The organism is Streptomyces lincolnensis (genome assembly GCF_021173675.1).
Lineage (GTDB): Bacteria > Actinomycetota > Actinomycetes > Streptomycetales > Streptomycetaceae > Streptomyces > Streptomyces lincolnensis_B.
This window is the reverse complement of the sequence record NZ_JAIHON010000009.1, coordinates 99,560-122,384: the sequence shown is the minus strand read 5'-3', so window position 1 is coordinate 122,384 and position 22,825 is coordinate 99,560. Positions and strand designations below refer to the sequence as shown.

The following is a 22,825-nucleotide window of genomic DNA, read 5'->3' as shown; positions in this document are numbered from 1 at the left end:
GCGCCTGTCCGGGTGAGCATACCGAGCGGTATGGACGGGCGGGAGGGGGGCGGGCTCACCGTTCGTCGGAGGGTGCGGGGACCTCGGACGGCACTTCCAGGACGACCAGTCCGTTGGGGGTGGCGACGGCCAGCGTGCCGTCGGGGCCCGCGGAGAGGCCGACCACCACGGACGGAATCGTGACGGGCACGTCCCGGTCGAGGATCCCGGGTCCCAGCAGGGCGAGTTCGCCGGGGCCGTCTCCGGCCACGGCGCACCTGGGCCCGGGCAGCGGAGCAAGGTGCCGGATCGGGAAGGGCGCGTACCAGGCGCCCACGAGCTCGGCACGGGCGGGATCGTCCGGATCGACGCCGTAGACGTGCACCCTCTCGTCCCAGCCCAGGAAGAGTTCCGGGCGCACGGGATCATCGCGCGCCACCACGTGCTGGGCCCCGAAACCCATCACGTCTCCCTGGAAGAGCGTCCCCTCGTCCAGATCCCGGAACAGCAGCCCCGTCAGCGAAGGATCCGGGGCACGGCGGGCGAGCTTCTGGCGCACCATCATCCGCAGGCCGTCACGCACCGCCGCCCACACCTCCGTGCGGGTCTCCAGCCGCCTGGAGAAGTCGGGCCAGGACGCGAGGACGCGTCGCCGTCCCAGCCGCAACCGCCACTCCCCGGGGGTGTCCCGGTGGCGCAGGTCGGCCACGCCGAGCCAGGCGCGGGCCGGCTCCGTGAGATCCCAGCGCTCCACGACACCGTGGGCACTGCGCGAGAGCAGTACCGGACCCGAACCGTCCTCGGTGCTCAGGGCGGCCACTCCGCCGTCGGAGATCGGCCGCAGCCGCCCCCGGGCCGTGCCGTCGCGCAGGTCGCGGACCGCGATCTCGCCGTCCGGACCGCCCGCCACCACATCCGTCCGGTCCGCCCCCTCGACCACGGCGACGGCGGTGACCGGGCGCACACTCTCCAGCGCCCGCAGCGTGCGCCATTTCTGCCCGGAGCGGCCCAGCAGGAAGACATCCCCTCGTTCGTCCCCGCACAGCACGCCCTCCGTCGTGGAGGTCAGCACTGTGGCGGGGGCGGGAAGCCCGTGTCCAGGGCCCCCCGAGACATCCTCCAGGCGCCCGTCGCTGCCGGCGCTGACCAGCGACGGCCCGTCCGGTCCGGGCAGATGGGCCACACCCGTGACCCGTGCCGTGGAACCGGGCAGGGGGTCCCGGGCGGCCACCCGCGTGTGCACGGTCCGCGGCGGCCCGAGGGGACGGCAGGCCGGCAGCAGCCACTCCTGGACGGTGCCGTCGTCGGCGCCGACCGCGAGCCGACCGTCGGGGCCGAGGGCGACGGCGGTGGTCCACCGTTCCCGGTCGGGCGCCGGTCCGCGCGCGTACCAGCGGGCACCGGTCACGTCCCAGCACGACACCCGCCCGGTCCCCGTGCCGACCACCACGACGTCCCGGCCGCGCACCCGCCCCACGCACAGCGCGGTCACCGTCTCCGGGACCGTGAACCGCTGTTCGGCCACGGCGAGTCCGCCGCGCAGCACGAGCACCCGGACCAGGCCGCCGTACTCCCCCGTCACCACCACGTCCCGGCCGTCCGCCGTGGCGCCGACGGCGGCCGCCCCGATCAGCGGAACCTCCCAGGGGTGCGGACGGGGCACCGACCGGTGCCACAGCTCGTGGGCCGTGCCGTCCGCCGACCAGCAGCGGATCATGTGGTCCTGGCCCACGCTGACGACCGCCGGTACGCCCCGGGGGCCACGGATCACGCCGAGCGCGAGGATCCGCTCGTCGTGCGCGTCGACGCGGGTGGTGTTCGCCGCGTGCTCGGTCGGCCAGCAACGGACGACCCCGTCCGAACCGCCCACCCACACCGTGCCGTTCACGGTGCACAGGGCGGTGACCTCGTGCCGCGTGGCCGGGGCGCCGATGCGCTCCCCGGTGTCGAGGGCGTACACCTGGGCGCCCGGCCGGCCCGGCAGCCGGACCAGCACGCTCGGCCTGCCGTGCAGGTCGAGCGTGGTGAGCGCGCGCTCACCCGCGCCGCCGCAGCGCGTCGGGCGACCGACCGGGCGGCCGCTGGCGACGTCGATCCGGTGCAGCAGGCCGTCGGCGGTGGCCACGGCCGCCAGCCACTGGCCGTCCGGTTCCACGCCGCCCGGTTCCACGCCGTCCGGTTCCACCCGGTGCACGGCGACGGCGCTCACCGCGGCGGCGCCCCGGTGCAGGGTACGGACGGGCTCTCCGGTGTCCAGCGCGGTGAGCCGGACCGATCCGTCCCGGCCGGCCGACACCAGCAGGCGTCCCTCGCCGTCGGGCCGTACCACTTCCAGCGCGGTCACCGCTCCCTCGTGCCCGGGAGCGAACCGGCGCGTCAGGTGCCGGTCCGCCGCGTAGACGGTGACGCTGCCGTCCGCGTGGCCGAGCAGCAGCTCGTCGGGCAGGGCCCCGGCGGGGGCGCAGCGCGTGACGGGAGGCAGCCTCAGGTGCCTGCCCGCGCCCGGTACCTCCGGTCCCAGGGTGGCCGAGACGGTGGCCATGCGCTGGGCGCGCAGCTGGTTGTAGAGCGCCTGGTCGGTGGGGTGGATCTGACGCCAGCGCCGCCGGGGCAGGCCGGGCAGGTCGCTGGTCTCCGCCAGCGCGTGCACGACGACCTGTCCGCCAGTGAAGCGCAGGGCCGCGTACCGCGGTCCGCCCCGCGCCCGCAGCACGGTCAGCTCCTCGGCGGGCACCAGGCCACGCGCGTGCCCCTCCTGGTCCAGGGTCGGGTGGGCCGGCAGCCGCCAGGTGTCCGTGCCCGCGGTCCCGTCGAGCCGCCAGACGTGCAGCAGGCGCGCCTCGGCCACCTCACGCCGTACCGTTGTGCCCCGCCCGGCGGGGTCGGCGCGCCCCGGCAGTCGGTGCGCCAGAGGGAAGCCGGGCCTCTCCTTCGGTTCCGAGCTGCCGAGGACACGCCGGGTGACACTGCGGACGTCACCGAAATCGGCGGACAGGACGGCCACGCACGGGCCGAGCGCCGGCAGGACGGTCAGTGTCGTGTCGTACAGAGTGAAGGGCAGCCGTCTGGTGCGCACCGCCCGGCCGGTGACGAGGTCCCGTCCGCGGACGAGGGCTTCTCCGCGGTCGCCCGGCTCCACGACCCGGGCGCCGCCTCCCGGCATCGGCACGACGACGCCCCGGCCGCCGGGGAGCCCGGCCAGGGAGCGGTCACCCTCCCGGGCGTCCCACACCGCCCAGCGGGCTCGCCAGGGCAGCGGTACGCCCTGGTCGCAGGAGCGCGCCAGCGCGTCCGCCCGTCGGCATACGGCGGCCAGCCGCAGCCTGGCCAGGGCGGTGGGGTCCGGGCCGCCGCCCTCGTGGTCGCGCAGCAGGGGTTCGAGGTCCCGCAGAGCCTGCCCGGCCGCCTGCCCGGCCGGTGTGCGCAGCGCGGGCAGCGCGGCGAGCAGCGGACCGGGACGGGCCCGGAGCACGAAGGAGGCGTCCTGCACCAGGTCGTCCAGGACACCGCCCTCGGCGGCGTGTCGCGCCAGGTACCGCCGGGCGTAGGGGTGATCGGTGGCGCGCAGGACGCGGGTGACGGTGCGCTGCGCGAAGCCGGTGGCGTGCCCGGCGCGCAGATGGTCGATGAGCGCGCGATGGTAGACCCGGTAGACGGACTCTCCGTCCTCCTCGGTCTCCACCAGGTAGGAGCCGGCCACCTCCCGCAGCCAGACGATGTCCTCGCTGGTGTACTCGCGACCGGCCAGCGCGGTGGCCAGGCTCGGCCACACACCGCCCCAGGGCAGTCCGGCACCCTGGGCGAAGGCCAACGGGAGCAGCAGGTCCCGGGCCCGGCGGGTGCCGTCGCCGAGCCGCCGCTCCAGATCGCGCTGCATGGCCTGACCCGGGCGCGTGGGCAGTCCGGCCCGCCAGGCCGGGTCGTAGGGGTCGGCGGGCGGCTCTTCGCGGATCAGGGTGCGCGCGGTGATGAGGGCCACGAGGAACGAGCGTCCCGCGGCCTCGGCGACGGCGTCCGCGATGGCGCCGAGATGGTCGGCCCGGTGGTCCGCCAGGGTCGACCCGGGTGCGCCGAAGAGCTTGCGGACGTAGGCCCGCACGGCGGGCGGATCGACGTACCGCTCGTCGTCCAGGTCGACGCGCAGCACGCCCGAGCTCAGCTGGTCGGTCACGTGCCGCCGGGCCGCCACCAGCAGGCGCAGGGGCAGTCCGAGGGCGGGGTCCGTCAGCGCCAGCACCAGGTCGACCACCTCCTGCGGGACGAGTGCCTCGTCGACCGCGTCCAGGACCACGACCAGCGGTTCGGTCCGTCGTTGCAGCGTCCGCACGAGCGCGGCGGACGACTCCACGGTGCCCATGCCGGCGGCGGCTCCGAGCCGGTCGAGGATCTGCCGGGTGGACTTGTGGCTGGCGAGCACGGAGTCGTGCAGGGCTCCCGGGGCCGGCAGGGCGTCGGCGGGCAGACCGTCGCGCGGGAGGGAGGCCCGCCGTCGCGGGTCGGCCAGGACGGTCACCAGTCCGAGGAGCGCGGACTTGCCGGAACCAGGGTCCCCGGTGACCAGGCAGAGCCGTTCGTCGGCGCGTTCGGGGGCGAGCCAGGCGCCGATCGTACGCAGCGCGGCGTGCCGGCCGGTGAAGTACGCGACCTCGGATGCCGGTACGTCGGTCCCGCGCGCCCTCGGGTCGAAGTGGGCGGTCAGTTCGGCCTTGCGTTCCTCCCGGCCGCGGGTGAACCGGGCGAACAGTTCGTCGCCCTCGTCGACCCTGCGGCCCTGGGCGCCGCGCACATGGCGGGGGTTGGGCAGGAAGCTCGGCAGGCCGGAGGTGCAGTGCGCCGTGGCGACGACGGGCTCCTGCCACGTCGGCACGTCGGGGTCGCTCGCCACCCGCTTCAGGACGTCGTCCAGGCGCAGATGCTCGGGTACCCGGCCCGCGAACGTCGCCTCCCGGCGCACGGCCCGGTCGAGGGCGGCGGACAGCGCACCGGGCGCGGTCTCCTGCTTGCGCCGCGACGAGGCGACCATGACCAGGCCGTTGCCGGGGCCCCGCCCGGAGGTGGGCCGGAACCGGCGGTCCTGGAGGGCGCCGCGCAGCGCCTCGTCGAGGCCCGCCTCGGCGTGGCAGGCGTCCAGCAGGACCAGCAACCGCTCGATCCCGGTCTCCTCCCAGAGCTGGGCGACCAGTTCCTCCGTCGGCAGAGCGGTGCCCCGCAGGTCGCGGTCGCTGTCCGCGGTCAACAGGTAGTGCCGGCCGCTCTGTTCGGCGAGCGCTCCATGGCCGGCGAAGTAGAGCACCACGTAGTCGTCGGGGCGGCGCTCGTCGGAGACGGCGAACGCCCTCAAGGCCTTGAGGAGTTGCTCCTTGGTGGGGTCGGGGCCGGTGACAGCGACCCGTTCGTGGCCGAGCAGCCCGACGAAGAGGTCCTCGACCCGGTGTACGTCGGAGGCGAGTTCCGGCCGTTCGAGGTCGGGGAAGGCGTGGACCCGGGGGACGGTCGCGGTGATCAGGTAGCGGCGGGGCGGCGGCTCCGGGGGCCCGCCGTCCTCAGTCGGGAAAGCAGCCATCGGCGATCGCCCGGCCCGCCTCGGCGGTGTTGAGGTAGCGCGTCGCATCGTGCGCCCGGGAGCCGTTGTGCACGGTCAGGCACCGTATGTCCGGTCCGAACAGCGGGCGCAGGTCCTTCACCAGGGCGACGACGTCCCCCTCGTCGGCGAGGTTGGTCCAGGTCGTGACGGAGCCCGGCCAGTCCCCCGGTGTGCCGCTCCCGCCGACCCGCAGCCGGTCGAAGACGAGCCGTCGGATGCCGAGCGGCGAGCCGACGGTGAGCAGGGCCCGCACCGGCCACTCGGGATGCGCGCACAGCGCCTCGTAGGCGACCACACTGCCCAGGGAGTGACCGACGACGACCTCGGTGCGGTCGGTGACGGCCGCCTCGACGCGTGCCTGCACGGCGGCGTGCACCGCGGGGTCGTGCAGGTAGGCGCGGACCTGTTTCAGGTCGAGGACCAGGGCGCGCAGGGCGAGGGAGGCGAAGAACCGCGACTGGCCCAGGGCGTCGAGCGCCCGCTGCACCGTCCGCGGCGTGCGGACGAGGGTGCGCGCGTCGGGCGGCATGACGCCCGGATCCGTACGGGCCGCCTCCTCCCACAGCGCGAACAGCAGCTCCGTCTCGAACCCCTCGCCCACGTCCGTGGCGTCCAGCGGTGGGTCGCCGAAGGCGAGGGTGCGGCCGGGTGGGCGGAACAGGTCGCCGTAGAGGACGCAGTGGACGTCGTCGGGGGCGAGGGTGAGCGGGGAGGCGGCGCGGCGCAGGCCGTCGGAGAGCGCGGTGTGCCAGGCGCCGGTCAACTCCGCTTCTCCCGCGTACTGTTGGCCGATCCCATGGATGCAGACCACCCGAGCCATCGCGTCCCCCCATGCCCGACCCAAGGGTGTGATCACCCTAGCAACGACGGGGCGCGGTGGGGCCCTTGGCGCATCGGCCGGTTCAGTCCAGCACCCGCGCCAGATAGGCCCGCAGCATCTCCCGCGTCTCCGCGATGATCCGCTCGTCGCCCTCCGGCGCGACCCGGAAGGCGAGGTGGACCAGGGCGTCGGCGGTTTCGACGGCGACGAGGAAGACGCGGCGGAGGTCGTCGTCGGGGGTGCGGGCGAGATAGCCGGAGAGCAGGTCGGTGAGGCGGTCGGCGACACGGTGGTTGGGTTCGGCGTGGCGGACGCCGACCGGGATCTGGTTGCCGAAGTCGACGAGGGAGAAACCGGGGGCGGTGCGCTTCATGGCGAGGTACTCGTCGAGCACGGCGTCCATGGCCACGCGCCAGCCGCCGTCGCCGGCGTCCTTGAGGCGGTCGGTGACACGCTCGGTGTAGCGCTCCAGGTTGCGCTCGGCGAGCGCGTCGGCCATCGCGCGCTTGTTGCCGAAGAAGCGGTAGACCGAGCCGATGGGCACCTCGGCGCGCTGGGCGACGGCCCGGGTGCTCAGGGCGTCGTAGCCGACCTCGTCGAGCAGGTCGGCGCAGGCGTCGAGGATCCTGGTCAGCCGTTCGGCGCTGCGCCGCTGCACGGGAGCGCGACGGAGCGATGTCACGTGGGGCACGGGCTTCATGATGCCTCTCCGCCGTCGTCCGGGGAACCTCGCCCCCCGGTACGCAGGACGGTGGCCGGGGCACTCAGCGCACCGCTCCCGCTCGCATCGGGGGCCGGTTCGGAGGCGGTGATGTCGGCCGTGCTCTCGACGGGCTTGCCGTCGACGGCCCAGACGGTGGAGTCGTCGGCGTACAGGCGCGCGGTGAGGTGATGGGTGCCGTGCGGGACGTAGCGGGCCGGGAGGCGGTACTCGGAGGTGCGCAGCAGGACGACCGGACGACCGTTCACGAAGAGGCGGGCGAAGCCCCGCCCGGCCACGGCCCGCGCCGGCGTACCGGCGGGCGAGAAGCGGAAGTCGCGCACGGTCAGCCGTACGTCCCAGGCGCCGCCGGCGGCGGGCTGCACCTCGATGCCGACGTCGGGCGCGCCCTTCTCGTCGACCTCGCGGTAGCGGTGGCCCTGCTTGTCCCGGTCGTCGAGGAGCTCGCCCACCGGGGAGGGCGAGGATCCGCCCTTCCCGTCCTCCTGCTCCCGCGCACCACTGGACCCGCAGCCCGCGGATCCGGTCAGCAACAGGACACAGACCGCGAGCACGGCCAGAACTCCCCGCCTCCACGACATGCCCGGGAGCGTAGAACACCGGTCCGACACCTCGAATCCCCCTGGGGTCGGGTTCCGGTCTCCTTCCGGTCGTTCTCGATGAGGACGTCCTGCGTCTCGATGAGGACGTCCTGCCGACCTCTTGCGCCCGAGAAACCGCAATCCTACGGTGTTGCATAGGAATCAGAGATCCAGGGAGTGATCATGAGCGGGGAAGCGCGCAAGACCGCCGAGGGACTGACCCACCTCTCCGGTTTCGGCAACGAGCACGCCTCCGAGGCGGTGCCCGGCGCCCTGCCCGAGGGCCGCAACTCGCCGCAGCGCGCCCCGCTCGGGCTGTACGCGGAGCAGCTGAGCGGTACGGCCTTCACCGAGCCGAGGGCCCACAACCGCCGCTCGTGGCTGTACCGGATCCGCCCGTCGGCCGCGCATCCGGCGTTCACCCGCACGGAGAACGGCTCGATCCGAACGGCCCCTTTCACGGAGTCCGTGCCCGACCCGAACCGCCTGCGCTGGAACCCGCTGCCGGAGCCCGCGCCGGGGACCGACTTCCTGGCGGGGCTGTGGACGCTCGGCGGCAACGGCGACGCGACCCAGCGCACCGGCATGGCCGTGCACCTGTACCACGCCACGTCCTCGATGGAGCGGGTCTTCAGTGACGCCGACGGCGAGCTGCTGATCGTCCCGGAGCTCGGCGGGTTGCTGCTGCGCACCGAGTTCGGGCTCCTCCATGTGGAGCCGGGCCATATCGCCCTGATCCCGCGCGGGGTCCGCTTCCGTGTGGAGCTGCTGGACGCCTCGGCCCGCGGTTATGTGTGCGAGAACTACGGCGCCCCCTTCCGGCTCCCCGACCTCGGCCCCATCGGCGCCAACGGACTCGCCAACCCCCGGGACTTCCTGGCACCCGTCGCCGCCTACGAGGACACCGAGGGCCCGGTGGAGGTGGTCAACAAGTTCTGCGGCACTCTCTGGACGGCCACCTACGACCACTCCCCGCTCGATGTCGTCGCCTGGCACGGCAACCATGTGCCGTACAGCTACGACCTGCGCCGCTTCAATGTGCTGGGCACCATCTCCTACGACCACCCGGACCCGTCGATCTTCACGGTGCTGACGTCTCCGTCCGACACCCCGGGGCTGGCCGGTGTCGACTTCGTCGTCTTCGCGCCCCGCTGGCTGGTGGGCGAGGACACCTTCCGGCCGCCGTACTTCCACCGGAACGTGATGAGCGAGTACATGGGCCTGATCGAGGGCGCGTACGACGCGAAGACCGCCGGTGAGGGGGGATTCGTGCCCGGGGGCGGCTCGCTGCACAACATGATGTCGGCGCACGGTCCGGACCGGGAGACCTTCGACCGGGCGAGCGCGGCCGAGCTGCGGCCGCAGAAGGTGGACGACGGCCTGGCCTTCATGTTCGAGACGCGCTGGCCGGTCACCCTGACCCCCGGGGCGGCCCGGGCGGAGCACCTGCAACAGGGCTACGACGACGTGTGGTCGGGCCTCGAACGTCACTTCCGCCCGTTGCACTGACCGAACCGCGAAAGGTACGGATAGCCCGTGACCTCCTTCGCTCCGGACTCGATCGTCCTGAACCGCAAGCTGCCGCTCTGGTACCAGGTGTCGCAGTCGCTGCGTGCCTCGATACTGGGCCGCTCCCCCCGGGACCCGCTGCGGCTGCCCACCGAGGAGCAGCTCGCTGGGCACTACGGGGTGAGCGTGCTGACCATGCGGCAGGCGCTGAAGGAGTTGGAGGACGAGGGCCTGATCAGCCGGCACCGCAGGCGCGGCACCTTCATCGAGCCGGACGCCCGCCGGGGCGCCCCCGTGCGGTTGCTCGGCTCGGTGGACGCCATCGTGGCCCAGCAGTCCGGCATGACGACCGAGCTGCTGGAGCACGGCACGCGGCCGGTGCCGGCCGAACTCGCCGAGCACTTCCCGGATCTCGGCGAGGTGGCGACGTACCACCGACTGCGCGGCGACGAGAAGACCGGCGAGCCCACCAACCACGCCCGCAACTACGTCCGTCCCGAACTGGCCGCGCGCATCGACCTCGACGACCTGCTGCGCTGGCCGATGACCAAGGTACTCAGGGACGCCGTGGGCGCGGACATCAGCCGCATCACGGACACGGTGGAGGCGCGATTGGCCGATCCGGAGACGGCCCGGCTGCTCCAAGTCCCGCTGCTCAGCCCGATCCTGCACTACACGGGCGTGACGTACGACGCGAGGGGCCGCGTGCTGGACGCGGCGGTGATCCACTACCGGGGCGACCGCTTCTCCTTCACGGTGACGCTCGACGCCACCTGACCCGGCTGTCGGCACCAAGTCGTACGATGCCCAGCGTGACGCACGACGACGCTCCGCTGCTGGCGGACCTCATGCCGTGGTCCGTCGCACCGCCGCGGCTCGGCCGGGGGTGGCCGACGGGACCCGACGCGGCATCCCTGAAGGCCCGCTGGGACGCGCTGATGAAGGCCGAGGGGCCCGACCGCGAGGCCCTGTTCGAGCCGACGCGTTCGCGCACCCTGCGCTCGGCGGTCGGGCAGCTGCCGGGGCAGAGCGGCGGCACGGAGAAGCTGGCCCGCACCTCGGGCCCCTGCCCGGAGCCCGTCCGCGTGCTGGCCGCCCCGTTCGACGAACAGTGGCTGATCCCCGACCACCGGCTGATCGACGCGGCCCGGCCGGAACTGTGGCGGGTGGCCGACGAGCGGCAGGTCTTCGTCACCGAGATCCCGGCCGCCGCCGAGCCGACGGGCCCCCTTCTGCTGGCGTCCTCCCTGCTGCCGCTGCTCCGGCCGGGCCGGATCCGCCCGCTCTTCCGCCGCCCCGGCGGCACGGAGCCCAACCTCGCGCCCGGCCTGCTGGAGCATCTGGGCACCCGTCTCGGCCACCCGCCCGAGCCGCTGGACGTGCTCGCCTGGACGGTGGCGGCGGTACGCCCCGGCCTGGCCGTCCCGCTGACCGAGGACCCCGAACTGTGGGCGCGGGGCGTCGAGTCGGGCCGCCGCGCCCTGTGGCTGATGCGCCGCGACGGCGAGCGCCCCAGGCTCCCCGGCGGCCGCCGTCCCTACGTCCGCGCTCCGCTGCCGTCCCGGCCGCTGACCCTGCACTACGACCGCGAGGAGGAGAGCCTGCACCTCGACGGGGGCCGCGTCTCGCCCGTGCCGCCCGAGGCCTGGGACTTCGAGGTGGGCGGGGTGCGGGTGCTGGAGCAGTGGTTCACGGCCCGCACCGCGGAGGCCGAGCCCGGCACGCTGGCGGCGATCCGCCCGGCGGGCTGGACGCAGGGGTGGACGTCGGAACTGCTGGAGCTGATCACCGTGCTGGCGCTCCTGGCGGAGCCGCGCGAGGAGCCGGCCGTGACCGCGCCGATCACGGCGGCGGAGCTGCGCGAGGCGGGTGTCCTGCCGGTACCGGACGCGGCCCGCAGGCCGGCGTCGGTACTGGACGGGCACGAGGAGGGACCGGAGGGACAGCTCGCGCTGATCTAACGCGGCCCGGGGCGCGGCCCGGGGCGCGGCCCGGGGTCGAAGCCGTCGAGCACCCTGCCCAGCATCCGCTGGAACACCGCCTCCAGATCGATCGGCCCCGCGTCCTCCATGAAGGACGCGGCGAGCCTCGGATAGGCGCCGGAGGCCACCTGGCTTCCCAGGTACGCGATCCGCACCGCCGTCTCCTGCTCCTGCGACCAGGGCAGCGACCGCGCGCGCTCGGCCGTGGCCAGCTCGTTGGAGACGTAGACCGTCACGCATCCGTTGAGCATCGCGATGAGCTCCACCTTGGTGCCGGAGGGCGCGTCCAGCGGATCGAGGCAGGCCAGGCAGTGCTCCAGATACCGCAGGGCGTTGGGGCTGAAGCCGTAGACCCCTGACATCAGGCGCGGCATCCACGGATGGCGGTGCATCAGCTCGCGGGTCTGGTGGGCGACGTGGAGCATGTCGGCCCGCCAGTCCCCCGTCGGTTCCCACAGCTCGTGCTCGCCGCTGGCCGCGTCCACCATCAGCTCGTACAGGTCCTCCTTGCGGGGGACGTAGTTGTACAGCGACATGGTGCCGCAGCCCAGTTCGGCCGCGACATGCCGCATCGACACCGCGTCCAGCCCCTGCGCGTCGGCGATCCGGACAGCCGCCGCCGCGATGTCCGCGCGCGTGAACGCCGGTTTGGGCCCGCGGCCCGTCCGCTCGGGACGGGCCCAGATCACTTCGGGTACGGCCGCTCGGCCCGCCATCGATCATCACCTCGTCCACCATCCTAGTTACGTACACCGTACGTAGTGCGCTATGGTCGACCCATGACTTCTACGTACGCCGTACTTAGTGAAGGTCTGGAGAAGCGCTTCGGCGCCGTCCACGCGCTGCGCGGGCTCGATCTCGCGGTGGCGCGGGGCACGGTCTGCGGAGTGCTCGGTCCGAACGGGGCCGGCAAGACCACGGCCATCCGACTGCTCACCACGCTGCTGCGGCCCGACGCGGGCTCGGCCCGGATCGCCGGGTACGACCTGGTCGGCGAGGCCGCGGCGGTCCGGACCCGGATCGGTGTCACCGGGCAGTACGCCTCGGTCGACGGGGACCTCAGCGGCCGCCAGAACCTCCGGCTGTTCGCCCGGCTGCACCGGGTGCGGGGCCCTGCCGAGCGGGCCGGCGAACTGCTCGACCGCTTCGGTCTGACCGAGGCCGCCGACCGGGCCGTGTCCACCTACTCCGGCGGGATGCGCCGCCGCCTGGACCTGGCGGCGAGCCTGATCCGCCGCCCCGAGGTGCTGTTCCTGGACGAGCCGACCACCGGCCTCGACCCGGCCAGCCGCAACCTGATCTGGGGCGCGGTGCGCGATCTCACCGCGGAGGGCACGACGGTGCTGCTGACCACGCAGTACCTGGAGGAGGCCGACCAACTCGCCGACGACATCGCCCTGGTGGACCGGGGACGGGTCGCGCACACGGGCTCCCCGGCCGAGCTGAAGGGACTCATCGGGGCGCATGTCGAGGTCGTCGTCGCGCACCCGGACGTGATGGTGCGGGCGGCGGGCGTCCTCGATCAATTCACCGGCGGGCAGCCCTCGTTCGACCACGACCGCAACGCGGTCGGCGCGGTCACCCGCGACACGACGCTCACCCTCCCGCGCCTGGTGCGCGAACTGGACGCGGCCGGCGTCCCGTTGCTGGACGCGAGCCTGCGCCCACCGACCCTCGACGACGTGTTCCTCCGGCTGACGGAGGACCTGGGACAGAAGGAGACCGCGGCATGAGCACACTGGCGTACGACGGGACCGCGATGCTGGGCCGCCAGCTGCGGCGGCTGCGGAACAACCCGGGGCTGCTGATCCTGACCCAGACCATGCCGGTCAGCATGCTGCTGTTCTTCGGCTACGTCTTCGGCAGCGCGCTGGCGATGCCGGGCGAGGAGTACCGGGCGTTCCTGGTGCCCGGCCTGCTCGTGGCGACCGCCTCGGGCGGGATCATGGCCGGGATGTTCCAGGCCGCCCAGGACACGCACCGGGGTGTGATGGACCGCTTCCGGACGCTGCCGATGAGCCGGGCGGCGGTGCCGCTGGGGCAGGCGGGCGCGGACCTGGTGGTGACGGCGGCCGGGACGGTGCCCTTCCTGCTGGTCGGGCTCGCGGTGGGCTGGCGGGTCGAGGGCGGCGCGGGGGAGGCACTGGGCGCCTTCGCCCTGTTGCTGCTGTTCCGGTTCACCATGACCTGGATCGGGATCTTCCTCGGCCTGGCCACCCGCAACGAGGAGGCGGCGGGCCAGCTGGGCGGCGCGACCTTCCTGCTGCCGCTGCTGTCCAACGCGTACATCCCCACCGAGGGGCTGCCGGGCTGGCTGCGGACGGTCGCCGAGTGGAATCCGATCAGCGCGGTGACGGCGGCCCTGCGGGACCTGTTCGGGAACGCGCCGGTGCCGGAGGACGCGGCCTGGCCGGTGGCGCATCCGATCGCCGGGTCACTGGCCTGGTGTGCGGTCCTGCTGGCGGTGTTCGTGCCGGCGGCGGTGCGGCGGTACGCGCGGGGCGAGCGGTGAGGCACCACCGCCGGGTGGTCGGCCTCCGCATATGACGGCACTGTCGGGCACGCGGGGTGGGAGCGTGCCGGACGACGGGGGACGGCGGGGCGTGGGCGGGGACGGGGGTCTCGCCCGCGCCCGGGGCCACACCGGTGCGCCGCTGCGCGCCGTGGGGGTGACGGGGACGGGAGCGCGGCGACATGCCGGGACGGTGTGGCGACCCGAGCGAGAGCCCTCGGGCAGGTCCCGAGGTACGACGGTGTCGCTCAGCGCCCGCCGAACAGCGAACGCCGCAGGCGACGCAGCGGTGCGAAGAGCGAGACACGGCTCACCCGCGTCCCCCTGGCACTGCGGTCCTTCGCGGTGTCACGTGTGGTCAGCTCACGCATCAGCGAGGTCGCCTCGGCCGTCTCCCGCTGCGGGACGGCAGGTCCCGCCAGCACCGAAAGATGGCGGTCGAGACGCGAACTGGTCGCGCTGCTCCCGCAAGTGATCGCAGGGACCCTGGCCCTGCTGCGCACTGTTATCTGCTCCATGTCACTCCCCACCCGTACGAGTCCACCCGGCCCGGGCAGAGTAACCCTATCGCTCCCCCGGGGCACTCGTGTATCGCGGTCACAGGATTCACCTTCCCCATAAGGGGGTTGACGACCCATCGGCGGTTACTCTCCGAATCCAACCGATTTCAGGGCGAGTTGGACAATCGGCTGGGTAGTGGGCTGCGGTGAGCCCCCGCCCGGCTCGACGGTCACAGCGAGTGATGTCGCCGACTTGTCCAGGCCGGATGTGACCAAGGGCGTGTCGCCGTCGAAGAGGCCCAGGGAGCGCGGTTGCGCGTCGGGGCGCATGAGCCACAGCTGGTGCACCCGGTCGCTCGGCAGCCCCCCGTATCCGCTGAGGGTGACCACCGCACGCCCCTCCGCCGCCGAGGCGATCGCGCCGATACTCCGGCCCCGGGCGTCCCGTGCGGTCGTCGCCCGGGCGTCGGGGGCTCCCAGAACGTGGGCGATCTCACGCGCCTGGGCCTGCTGGGCGTTCAGCTCGTCCTGGGCCTCGTTCGCCTGGACGGCGAACAGTGAGGCGACGACGAGCGCCGCGGCGGCCGTCGCGGTGGCGAACGGGACGAACAGCGGGCGCGAGCGGGCCGCGCGGGCACGGGCCGGCGGTGGCTGGGTGCCCCACACGTGCGGCGGCAGCTGGGTCGCCCGCGGACGCGCCGCGGCCTGCGGGGAGGGCTCCTGCGGTGTGGTGCGTACGGCGGCCAGCACGCGGTCGCGCATCGCGAGCGGCGGCGGGGCGGCCGTGGACCAGGCGAGCCGGACGGCGTCCTCGGACAGGGTGCGCACCTCGGCGGCGCAGGCGGCGCACTTCTTCAGATGCTTCTCGAAGCGGCGCCGCTCGTCGGGTTCGAGGGCGTCCAGGGCGTAGGGCGCGGCCAGGGAGTGGATGTCCTCCCGTCGGAAGAGACTCACGCCGCACCTCCCAGGCACTCGCGCAGACGGGTCAGTCCGTCCCGCATCCTCGTCTTCACCGTGCCCAGCGGCAGCGAGAGCCGCTCGGCCACTTCACGGTACGTATAGCCGTCGTAGTAGGCGAGGGTGACGGACTGGCGCTGGAGGGCGGTGAGGCGGTCCAGGCAGCGGCGCACCCACTCGCGTTCCAGTCCGGCCTCGACCTCCTCGGTGACCTGGTCGAAGGCGGGGTGGTGGGACCGCCGCGCCTCGCGCTGCTCGCGTTCGCCGGCCGCGCGGGCGCTGCGCACCCGGTCCACGGCCCGGCGGTGGGCGAGCGTGAGGACCCAGGACAGGGCGCTGCCCCGCCCGGGGTCGAACCGGGCCGCGGACCGCCACAGCTCCAGGAGCACCTCCTGCGCCACCTCCTCCGACTGCGCCGGGTCGCGTACGACCCGTCTGACCAGTCCGAAGACCGGTCCGGACACCAGCCCGTACAGATCCTCGAACGCCTTCTGATCACCACCGGCCACCCGCACCAGCAGCTCGTCCGCCTCCACCTCGTCGCCCCCTCCGGCCAGGCCGCATCGGGGCCGTCCCGCCCCACGAGACATTCGCAACGAACCCACCTCCGGATGGGGTTACGGATCGCGGAGCGCAAAACGCGGGTCGCAGGACGATGAAACAACTTCGGTGCCGCGCCGTAAGAACGTTTGGCATTCGACCAATCCGCCCTGCCGACCGCTCCGAATCGCGTTCGTCAGGCAAGTTGGGACTGAGGACGGACGGCATGACACCTATCTCCAGGAGCGGCTCGGGACGCAGGAGCGTCGCGACGCTCGTATGTGGTGCGCTGGCCGCCGGCGGCCTCGCAGCCGCCGGCGTGGCCACGCTGGAACCGGGGGCGGCCTCCGCCTCCAGCCACCGGGAGGCCCCGTTGATCTCGGGGCAGCCCCAGTACGACAACACGGACGTGTACGCGTTCGTCAGCCCGGACCACCCGGACACGACGACGGTCGTCGCGAACTGGATCCCCTTCGAGGAACCGGCGGGCGGACCGAACTTCTTCACGTTCGCCGAGGACGCGCAGTACGACCTGCACATCGACAACGACGGTGACGCGCAGGGCGATCTGCTCTTCCGCTACACGTTCAAGACGCACACGAAGAACGACAAGACGTTCCTCTACAACACCGGTCCGGTCACCAGCCTGGACGACCCGGACCTCAACATCACGCAGACGTACGACATCGAGATGATCAAGCTGCGCAAGCAGAAGGTCACGTACAAGACGAAGATCGCCGACGACGTCCCGGTGGCCCCCTCGAACGTCGGCAAGGCGTCGATGCCGGACTACGCCACGCTGCGCAACCAGGCGGTCCACAAGCTCAGCAACGGCTCCAAGACCTTCGCCGGCCAGGCGGACGACCCGTTCTTCCTGGACCTGCGGGTCTTCGACCTGCTGTACGGCGGGAACCTCACCGAGGTCGGCAACGACACCCTCAAGGGCTACAACGTCAACTCGATCGCCCTCCAGGTCCCGACGGACATGATCGCCGAGTCGAAGGACCAGCCGGTCGTCGGCATCTGGTCGACCACGCAGCGCAAGAACGCGCAGGGCTACTTCTCCCAGGTGTCGCGTCTGGGCATGCCGCTGGTCAACGAGGTGGTCAACCCGCTCAAGGACAAGGACAAGTTCAACGCGTCCTCGCCGTGGGAGGACGCCCAGTTCCTGAAGAACGTCACCAACCCCGAGCTGCCCAAGCTCATCGAGGCGATCTACAAGATCCCGGCTCCCAAGGAGCCGCGCAACGACCTCGTCGACGTCTTCCTCAAGGGCGTCGAGGGGCTCAACCAGCCGCCGCACGTGACACCGTCGGAGCAGCTGCGCCTGAACACCTCGATCAAGCCGGCCGCCGAACCCAAGCGGCTCGGTGTACTGGACGGCGACAACGCGGGCTTCCCGAACGGGCGTCGGCTGACCGACGACGTGATCGACGCCTCGCTCCAGGTCGTCGAGGGTGAACTGGTCGGCGCGAAGAACGACCTCGGCGACGCGGTCGACAAGAACGACAAGGACTTCGAGAAGGCCTTCCCGTACGTCGCGCTGCCGACGGAGGGCTCGCGCGGTCCGCTCGCCAAGGGCACGTCCGAGGGCAACGACGTCCGCAGCCAGCTCGGTGACGCCCTCCAGCCGGCCGGCGCGAGCGGTATGGACGACACCACCCTGATCGCCGGCTCGGCGGGCGCGGGCGCGCTGGGCATCCTGCTGATCGGCGGCGCGCTGCTGTGGTGGCGCCGGATGCGGGACCGGGCGTACTAGAGCGGTGCCGGTCGGCTCACCGTCCGGGAGCCCACCCCCCTCCCGGACGGGCCGACGCACCCCACCGACCGGCGCGGCCCGCTCGTAACCCATCCCCCACGGCGCGGGCCGCGCCGCCCCACGCACCAACCCGACCGAGGAGAGGGCATGTCCCCGCGCACCGACGACACCGAGCCCACCGAGGCCCCACCCCCCGCGAGGGCGGGGGCCCAGATCACCCCGGAGCCGAGCGCGGAGGCGAGTGAGCGGGCCACCGCGGACACGGAGGAAGGGGTCACCGCACGCGGGGGCGGCCGGAGCACCGGGGATCCGGTGGCCCGAGCCACCACGCCCGAGGACGAGCGGGCCACTCCGGCCGGCCAGGAACCGCCGAGCCCGCCGACCGGGGACGCCGGCCCGGCTCCGGCTCCGGCTCCGGCTCCGGCTCCGGCTCCGGACGAGCGCACCACCGACGAGACCAGGCCCTCAGCCTCCCCGGCCCCGGACTCGGACCACCGGCCCACCCCCGAGGCGAGCGAGCGCCCCTCTCGGGCAAGCGCCGACGAGCCGCCCAACTCGGCGCATCCGGGCGGCACGCCCACACCCGCCCCGGCCCACAAGCCCTCCCTCACCACGGACGGACTCCCCACCCCCGACCAACGCGTCGCCGCCGTGCGGCGGGTCGCGGCAGCCGGGCGACGGTGGCGAGCCGCGCAACTGGCGGGCTGCGCGGCCCTGTTGGCCGTCGCGATGACCGCGGGGGCGATCGCGTTCGGGGCGGTGCGGGACGGGAACGGCGCGAAGGCGGCGACGGCCGCGTCGGCCGCGCTGTCGCCGGAGCTGTTGTCGAGCGGGGACCTGGACACGGGCATCGGCGCGTTGCAGGCGCATCTCCGGGACCAGCCGAGGGACTTCGGCGGCTGGGCGACGCTCGGGCTGGCCTACGTGGAGCAGGCCAGGACGAAGGGCGACCCCTCGCGCTACCCGCAGGCCGAGGAGGCCCTGAAGCGCTCGCTCGACCTGAAGCCGGAGTACGACCAGGCCCTGGCCGGCCGCGCCGCGCTCGCCGCCGCCCGGCACGACTTCGAGGACGCCCTGAAGTACGCGGACAGCGCCCTGGAGCAGAACCCCTACAACGAACGCGCCCTGTCCTCCCGCATCGACGCCCTCGTCGAACTCGGCCGCTACGACGAGGCGTCGAAGGCCGCCGACACCGCGGACAGCAGGCGCCCCGGCGTCCCCGTCTTCACGCGGTACGCGTACGTGCGCGAACTGCGCGGCGACGTACGCACCGCACAGCGCGTGCTGGACCAGGCGCTGGCCTCCGCGACCACCCCGGGAGACATCTCCTACGTGTCCACAGCGCTCGGCCAGCTCGCCTGGAACCAGGGCGACCACAAGGCGGCCCTCACCCACTACGCCCGTGCCCTCGCCGCCGACGACACCTACGTCCCGGCGCTGGAGGGCCGCGCCCGGGCGCAGGCCGCGAGCGGGGACCGGGCGGCGGCGATCAAGGGCATGGAGGACGTCGTCGCCCGCTACCCGCTGCCCGGCCCGCTCGTCGAACTCGGTGAGCTGTACGAGGACCGCGGTGCCGAGGGCGACCCGGCGAAGGCCCGCGACCTGTACGCCCTGGTGGACGCCTGGACGGCGCTGGCCCGCGCCAACAAGGTCAACGCCGACCTCGACACCGCGCTCGCCGCCGCCGACCACGGCGACAAGGCCGCGGCCCTGCGCGCCGCCCGCGCCGAGTGGGCCCGCCGCCACACCGTGCACACGGCGGACGCCCTCGCCTGGGCGCTGCACGTCAACGGCCGCGACAAGGAGGCCCTGCCGTACGCCCGCAAGGCCACCGCCACCGGCTACCGCAACGCCGCCTTCCTCTACCACCGCGGCATCATCGAGCGGGCCACCGGCCACCCGGACGACGCCCGCACCCACCTCACCGCGGCCCTGGAGCTGAACCCCGGCTTCTCGCCGCTGGGCGCCCGCGAGGCCCGTAAGGCACTGGAGGCCGCCGAATGAACCCCCGTCGCCTGCTCGCCTCCGGCGCGGCCGTCCTCACCGCGGCCTGCGCGCTGGTGCTCGTCCCGTCGGCGACCGCGAGCGCGCACCCCCTCGGCAACTTCACCGTCAACCACTACGACGGCCTGGTCACCGCCCCGGGCGAACTGCGCGTCGACCACGTCGAGGACCTCGCCGAGATCCCGGCGACCCAGGCGAAGGGGGACCTGGAACGGCTGGGCACCACCGAGTGGGCCCGGCAGCGGTGTGCGACGGCCGCGCGGGACAGCGAGGCCACCGTCGACGGCCGTACGGTCGCCCTCACCGCGCAGAGCGGTGTCGTGCGGGTGCGTCCCGGCCAGGCCGGGCTGGACACCCTCCGCGTGGAATGCGACCTGAGGGCACCGCTGCCCGAGGGCGACACGGTGGCCCTCGGCTTCCGCAGCGCGGGCGCGTCCTCCGGCCCCGGCTGGCGGGAGATCACCGCGCGCGGCGACCGGACGACGCTCACCGCTTCGGACGTACCGGAGGAGTCGCTCTCCCGTGAACTGACCACGTACCCGGCCGAGTTGCTGTCCTCCCCCGCCGACACCACGTCCGCGTCGCTCCGGGTGCGCCCCGGCGGCCCGGCGCTCGCCGACGGGTCCGAGGGGGCCGCAGGGGACGCGCCCGCCGCCTCCGTCCTCCCGCGCGGCGCGGACCGCTGGACCCGCGCCCTGGACTCGCTGGTCGCCCGCCACGACCTCACCGTCGGTTTCGCCGCGCTGGCCGTCCTCATCGCCGTGGTCCTCGGCGCCATGCACGCGCTCGCCCCGGGCCACGGCAAGACGCTGATGGCCGCGGTGGCCGCCGCGCGCGGCGGCAGGGCCCGGATGAAGGACGTCCTCCCGCTGGCCGCCTCGGTCACCGTCACCCACACCCTGGGCGTGGTCGCCCTCGGCCTCCTCGTCACGGCCGGATCCGCGGCGGCCCCCTCGGTGATCGCCTGGCTCGGCATCTCCAGCGGCCTCCTGGTCACGCTCGCGGGCCTCACCCTCGTACGCCGGGCCTGGCACCACCGAGCCCACGCGCGCGCCCACGAGCACGAGCACCCGCACCCCCACGAACCGGCCAAGGCCCCCGAGCGCGCCCTGGTCCTGGCGTCCGTGAGCGCGGGCGCCGCCGACTCCACCGCCACCACGGGACACACCCACGAGCACCCGCATCCCCCGCACCACCACGAGCAAGAGCACGAGCACGCGCCCGATCACGACCACAGCCACCCGCACGGCGACCACGACCACCATCACCACCACACACACGATCACAAGCACGACCACACCATCGAGCACTCCCACGGCGGCTTCACCCACACCCACGCCGTCGCCCCCACCCTCCGCGGCACGATCCTCCTCGGCTTCGCCGGAGGCCTCGTGCCGAGTCCGTCCGCGGTCGTCGTCCTGGTGGGCGCGGCGGCGCTCGGGCAGGCCTGGTTCGGTCTGCTGCTCGTCGTGGCGTACGGCGTCGGCCTGGCGCTGACATTGACCGCGGCGGGCTTCGCCGTCGTCAAGCTGGGTACCGGTGTCACCCGGATGCTGGACCGGCGTCCGCGGCTGGCGGCGGGCCGGCTGACGCGCCTGGTCCGCAGGGCCGTACCCCTGGGATCCGCGCTCATGGTCGTGGCCCTTGGGGCCGGATTGGTGCTCAAGGGGGCGGCATCCGCACTCGGCTGAGCTACTTTTGGGGAGAAATCACTCGGATGCGCAGAGGGGGAGCCCGTGTCCGAAGAACCGGGCAGTGAACGGCTGATCGCGGGCCGCTACCGGCTGCTGTCCCCGCTCGGCGAGGGCGGTATGGGCACGGTGTGGCGGGCCCGCGACGAGCTGCTGCACCGCGAGGTCGCCGTCAAGGAGGTACGCGCGCCGCACGGGCTGCCGGCCTCGGAGGTCGAGCGGATGTACGCCCGGCTGGAGCGCGAGGCATGGGCCGCGGCCCGGGTCGCGAACCGCAACGTGGTGACGGTCTACGACGTGGCCATGCAGGACAACCGCCCGTGGATCGTCATGGAGCTGGTGCGCGGCATCTCGCTCGCCGAGCTGCTGGACGCCGAGGGCCCGCTCTCCCCGCAGCGCGCCGCGCACATCGGCGCCGAGGTGCTGTCCGCGCTGCGGGGCGCGCACGCGGCGGGTGTGCTGCACCGGGACGTGAAGCCGGCCAACGTCCTGCTGTCGAACGACGGACGCGTGGTGCTCACCGACTTCGGCATCGCCATGGTCGAGGGCAGTTCCGCGCTGACGATGACCGGTGAGGTCATCGGTTCGCCGGAGTTCCTGGCACCGGAGCGGGCGCTGGGGCGTACGCCGGGTCCCGAGTCCGACCTGTGGTCGCTCGGTGTCCTCCTCTACGCCTCCGTCGAGGGCCACTCCCCCTTCCGGCAGGACACCCCGCTCAGCACCCTGCGCGCGATCGTGGACGAGGAACTGCCGCCGCCGCACCGGGCCGGTCCGCTGGCCCCGGTGATCGAGGGGCTGCTGCGCAAGGACCCGGCCGAGCGGCTGCCGGCCGAGCGGGCCGAGGCGGACCTGCGGGTGATCGGGGCGGGCGGCACGCCCCGTACGGACGACATGGCCGCGGGGCCGTACGCGCCGACGATCGCCGCCCCCTCCCCGCAGACGCAGCCCCGGACGACCGCGGCGCCGGTTCCGCCGCCCCCGCAGCCCTGGACGCAGCCGTCCCCCGCGACGGGTCCGACGACCCCCACGGGAGCACCCCCGGACACGGGCCCGCGCCGCAACCGCCGCGCCGCCGTGGTCCTGGTCGCGGGCATCGCCGTCCTGGCGCTGGCGATCGCCGGTCTGACGTACGCGCTGCTGAACGGCGACGACGGCAAGCAGGCGGAAGGCGGCGGCCCCAAGAACCAGACGTCGGGGCTGAGTTCACCCTCGCCGAGCGACACCGCCCCGCAGGACACCTCGCAGCCCGAGGAGACGCCCGGCCCGAGCGACGAGACCACCACGTCGGCGCCGCCGCCGCAGTCGGTACGGGTCTCGCTCGCGGGCTCCAACACGGAGTACTCCGGCACCTGTCCGCCGCCGCAGGGCCGGGCACCCGGTTTCACGGCGACGTTCACGGTGGGCAGCCTGCCGGCGCAGGTGAGCTACCGCTGGGTGTCGCGGGACGGCGAGATCATGGATCCGGGGTGGAAGACGCTCTCGTTCCCGGAGGGCGGCGCGACCACCAAGCAGGACACGGCGTTCGTGACCACGAACGACGACAGCGGGAGCTTCGAGAACGAGATCAGCGTCGAGGTGCGCGACCCGGTGGAGACGGAGTCCAACGCGGTGCCGTTCTCGGTGACCTGCGTGACGGAGACCCCGTCGGACGGGGCCTCCGCTTCCGTGTCGCCGGAGGAGTGACGG

General features: G+C 73.7%; 17 protein-coding genes. 9 read left to right on the top strand and 8 right to left on the bottom strand.

Translation table 11 applies throughout. The features are described from left to right. Positions 1-55: 55 nt before the first annotated feature. The 4 genes from K4B79_RS27000 to K4B79_RS26985 form a co-directional block, all read right to left on the bottom strand. Entirely contained in the window at positions 56-5,542 is a 5,487-nt protein-coding gene (locus tag K4B79_RS27000; protein ID WP_232029530.1) for a caspase family protein, read from the bottom strand. Next, positions 5,523-6,383 (bottom strand): hypothetical protein, encoded by an 861-nt coding sequence (locus K4B79_RS26995; protein WP_232029529.1) that lies wholly within the window; start codon positions 6,381-6,383, stop codon positions 5,523-5,525. The genes K4B79_RS27000 and K4B79_RS26995 overlap by 20 nt, the downstream gene beginning before the upstream one ends. A gap of 82 nt (positions 6,384-6,465) precedes the next feature. Then, a complete protein-coding gene (locus K4B79_RS26990) occupies positions 6,466-7,083 on the bottom strand; it encodes a TetR/AcrR family transcriptional regulator (protein WP_232029528.1) in 618 nt (205 codons plus the stop codon). Next, on the bottom strand, positions 7,080-7,685 hold the full coding sequence (locus K4B79_RS26985; RefSeq protein ID WP_232029527.1) for a hypothetical protein: 606 nt from the start codon (positions 7,683-7,685) through the stop codon (positions 7,080-7,082). Before K4B79_RS26985 ends, K4B79_RS26990 begins: the two co-directional genes overlap by 4 nt. A gap of 183 nt (positions 7,686-7,868) precedes the next feature. Here K4B79_RS26985 and hmgA point away from each other — a divergent pair, with 183 nt between their 5' ends. From hmgA to K4B79_RS26970, 3 genes are read left to right on the top strand one after another with little or no spacing between them, the layout of a single operon-like run. Then, positions 7,869-9,194, top strand: a complete 1,326-nt coding sequence (gene hmgA, locus K4B79_RS26980; RefSeq protein ID WP_232029526.1) for a homogentisate 1,2-dioxygenase — start codon at positions 7,869-7,871, stop codon at positions 9,192-9,194. Between the two features lie 27 nt (positions 9,195-9,221). Continuing rightward, entirely contained in the window at positions 9,222-9,971 is a 750-nt protein-coding gene (locus K4B79_RS26975; protein WP_232029525.1) for a GntR family transcriptional regulator, read from the top strand. Between the two features lie 26 nt (positions 9,972-9,997). Continuing rightward, complete coding sequence (locus K4B79_RS26970) at positions 9,998-11,155, top strand: type ISP restriction/modification enzyme (RefSeq protein ID WP_232029524.1); 1,158 nt, start codon at positions 9,998-10,000, stop codon at positions 11,153-11,155. Here K4B79_RS26970 and K4B79_RS26965 read toward each other — a convergent pair. Then, positions 11,152-11,892: a TetR/AcrR family transcriptional regulator gene (locus K4B79_RS26965; protein ID WP_232029523.1), complete on the bottom strand. Its 741-nt coding sequence runs from the start codon at positions 11,890-11,892 to the stop codon at positions 11,152-11,154. The genes K4B79_RS26970 and K4B79_RS26965 overlap by 4 nt on opposite strands. 63 nt (positions 11,893-11,955) lie before the next feature. Between K4B79_RS26965 and K4B79_RS26960 the strand changes: the two genes are divergently transcribed. Continuing rightward, a complete protein-coding gene (locus tag K4B79_RS26960; protein WP_232029522.1) occupies positions 11,956-12,909 on the top strand; it encodes an ATP-binding cassette domain-containing protein in 954 nt (317 codons plus the stop codon). Next, positions 12,906-13,688: an ABC transporter permease gene (locus K4B79_RS26955; protein ID WP_232029521.1), complete on the top strand. Its 783-nt coding sequence runs from the start codon at positions 12,906-12,908 to the stop codon at positions 13,686-13,688. The genes K4B79_RS26960 and K4B79_RS26955 overlap by 4 nt, the downstream gene beginning before the upstream one ends. A 248-nt stretch (positions 13,689-13,936) precedes the next feature. Here K4B79_RS26955 and K4B79_RS26950 read toward each other — a convergent pair whose 3' ends face one another. From K4B79_RS26950 to K4B79_RS26940, 3 genes are all read right to left on the bottom strand, one after another. After that, complete coding sequence (locus tag K4B79_RS26950; RefSeq protein WP_232029520.1) at positions 13,937-14,206, bottom strand: hypothetical protein; 270 nt, start codon at positions 14,204-14,206, stop codon at positions 13,937-13,939. 126 nt (positions 14,207-14,332) lie between these two features. After that, positions 14,333-15,142 (bottom strand): anti-sigma factor, encoded by an 810-nt coding sequence (locus K4B79_RS26945; RefSeq protein ID WP_232029519.1) that lies wholly within the window; start codon positions 15,140-15,142, stop codon positions 14,333-14,335. Continuing rightward, positions 15,139-15,681, bottom strand: coding sequence for a sigma-70 family RNA polymerase sigma factor (locus K4B79_RS26940; protein WP_232029518.1), 543 nt, complete (start codon positions 15,679-15,681; stop codon positions 15,139-15,141). Before K4B79_RS26940 ends, K4B79_RS26945 begins: the two co-directional genes overlap by 4 nt. Before the next feature lie 230 nt (positions 15,682-15,911). Between K4B79_RS26940 and K4B79_RS26935 the strand changes: the two genes are divergently transcribed. From K4B79_RS26935 to K4B79_RS26920, 4 genes are all read left to right on the top strand, one after another. Next, positions 15,912-17,444 carry a DUF4331 domain-containing protein gene (locus tag K4B79_RS26935; RefSeq protein ID WP_232029517.1) on the top strand — a complete coding sequence of 511 codons (1,533 nt, stop codon included), beginning with the start codon at positions 15,912-15,914 and terminating at the stop codon, positions 17,442-17,444. Positions 17,445-17,591: 147 nt separating this feature from the next. Continuing rightward, complete coding sequence (locus K4B79_RS26930; protein WP_232029516.1) at positions 17,592-19,448, top strand: tetratricopeptide repeat protein; 1,857 nt, start codon at positions 17,592-17,594, stop codon at positions 19,446-19,448. Then, positions 19,445-21,139: a nickel transporter gene (locus K4B79_RS26925; protein ID WP_232029515.1), complete on the top strand. Its 1,695-nt coding sequence runs from the start codon at positions 19,445-19,447 to the stop codon at positions 21,137-21,139. Before K4B79_RS26930 ends, K4B79_RS26925 begins: the two co-directional genes overlap by 4 nt. A gap of 45 nt (positions 21,140-21,184) precedes the next feature. Continuing rightward, complete coding sequence (locus K4B79_RS26920; protein WP_232029514.1) at positions 21,185-22,822, top strand: serine/threonine-protein kinase; 1,638 nt, start codon at positions 21,185-21,187, stop codon at positions 22,820-22,822. The last annotated feature ends 3 nt before the right edge of the window (positions 22,823-22,825 follow it).

Bases quoted from the DNA above. Each gene is read 5' to 3' on its own strand.
- K4B79_RS27000 (WP_232029530.1), bottom strand. From the start codon at position 5,542: ATGGCTGCTTTCCCGACTGAGGACGGCGGGCCCCCGGAGCCGCCGCCC.
- K4B79_RS26995 (WP_232029529.1), bottom strand. From the start codon at position 6,383: ATGGCTCGGGTGGTCTGCATCCATGGGATCGGCCAACAGTACGCGGGA.
- K4B79_RS26990 (WP_232029528.1), bottom strand. From the start codon at position 7,083: ATGAAGCCCGTGCCCCACGTGACATCGCTCCGTCGCGCTCCCGTGCAG.
- K4B79_RS26985 (WP_232029527.1), bottom strand. From the start codon at position 7,685: ATGTCGTGGAGGCGGGGAGTTCTGGCCGTGCTCGCGGTCTGTGTCCTG.
- hmgA (WP_232029526.1), top strand. From the start codon at position 7,869: ATGAGCGGGGAAGCGCGCAAGACCGCCGAGGGACTGACCCACCTCTCC.
- K4B79_RS26970 (WP_232029524.1), top strand. From the start codon at position 9,998: ATGCCCAGCGTGACGCACGACGACGCTCCGCTGCTGGCGGACCTCATG.
- K4B79_RS26965 (WP_232029523.1), bottom strand. From the start codon at position 11,892: ATGGCGGGCCGAGCGGCCGTACCCGAAGTGATCTGGGCCCGTCCCGAG.
- K4B79_RS26960 (WP_232029522.1), top strand. From the start codon at position 11,956: ATGACTTCTACGTACGCCGTACTTAGTGAAGGTCTGGAGAAGCGCTTC.
- K4B79_RS26955 (WP_232029521.1), top strand. From the start codon at position 12,906: ATGAGCACACTGGCGTACGACGGGACCGCGATGCTGGGCCGCCAGCTG.
- K4B79_RS26950 (WP_232029520.1), bottom strand. From the start codon at position 14,206: ATGGAGCAGATAACAGTGCGCAGCAGGGCCAGGGTCCCTGCGATCACT.
- K4B79_RS26935 (WP_232029517.1), top strand. From the start codon at position 15,912: ATGACACCTATCTCCAGGAGCGGCTCGGGACGCAGGAGCGTCGCGACG.
- K4B79_RS26930 (WP_232029516.1), top strand. From the start codon at position 17,592: ATGTCCCCGCGCACCGACGACACCGAGCCCACCGAGGCCCCACCCCCC.
- K4B79_RS26925 (WP_232029515.1), top strand. From the start codon at position 19,445: ATGAACCCCCGTCGCCTGCTCGCCTCCGGCGCGGCCGTCCTCACCGCG.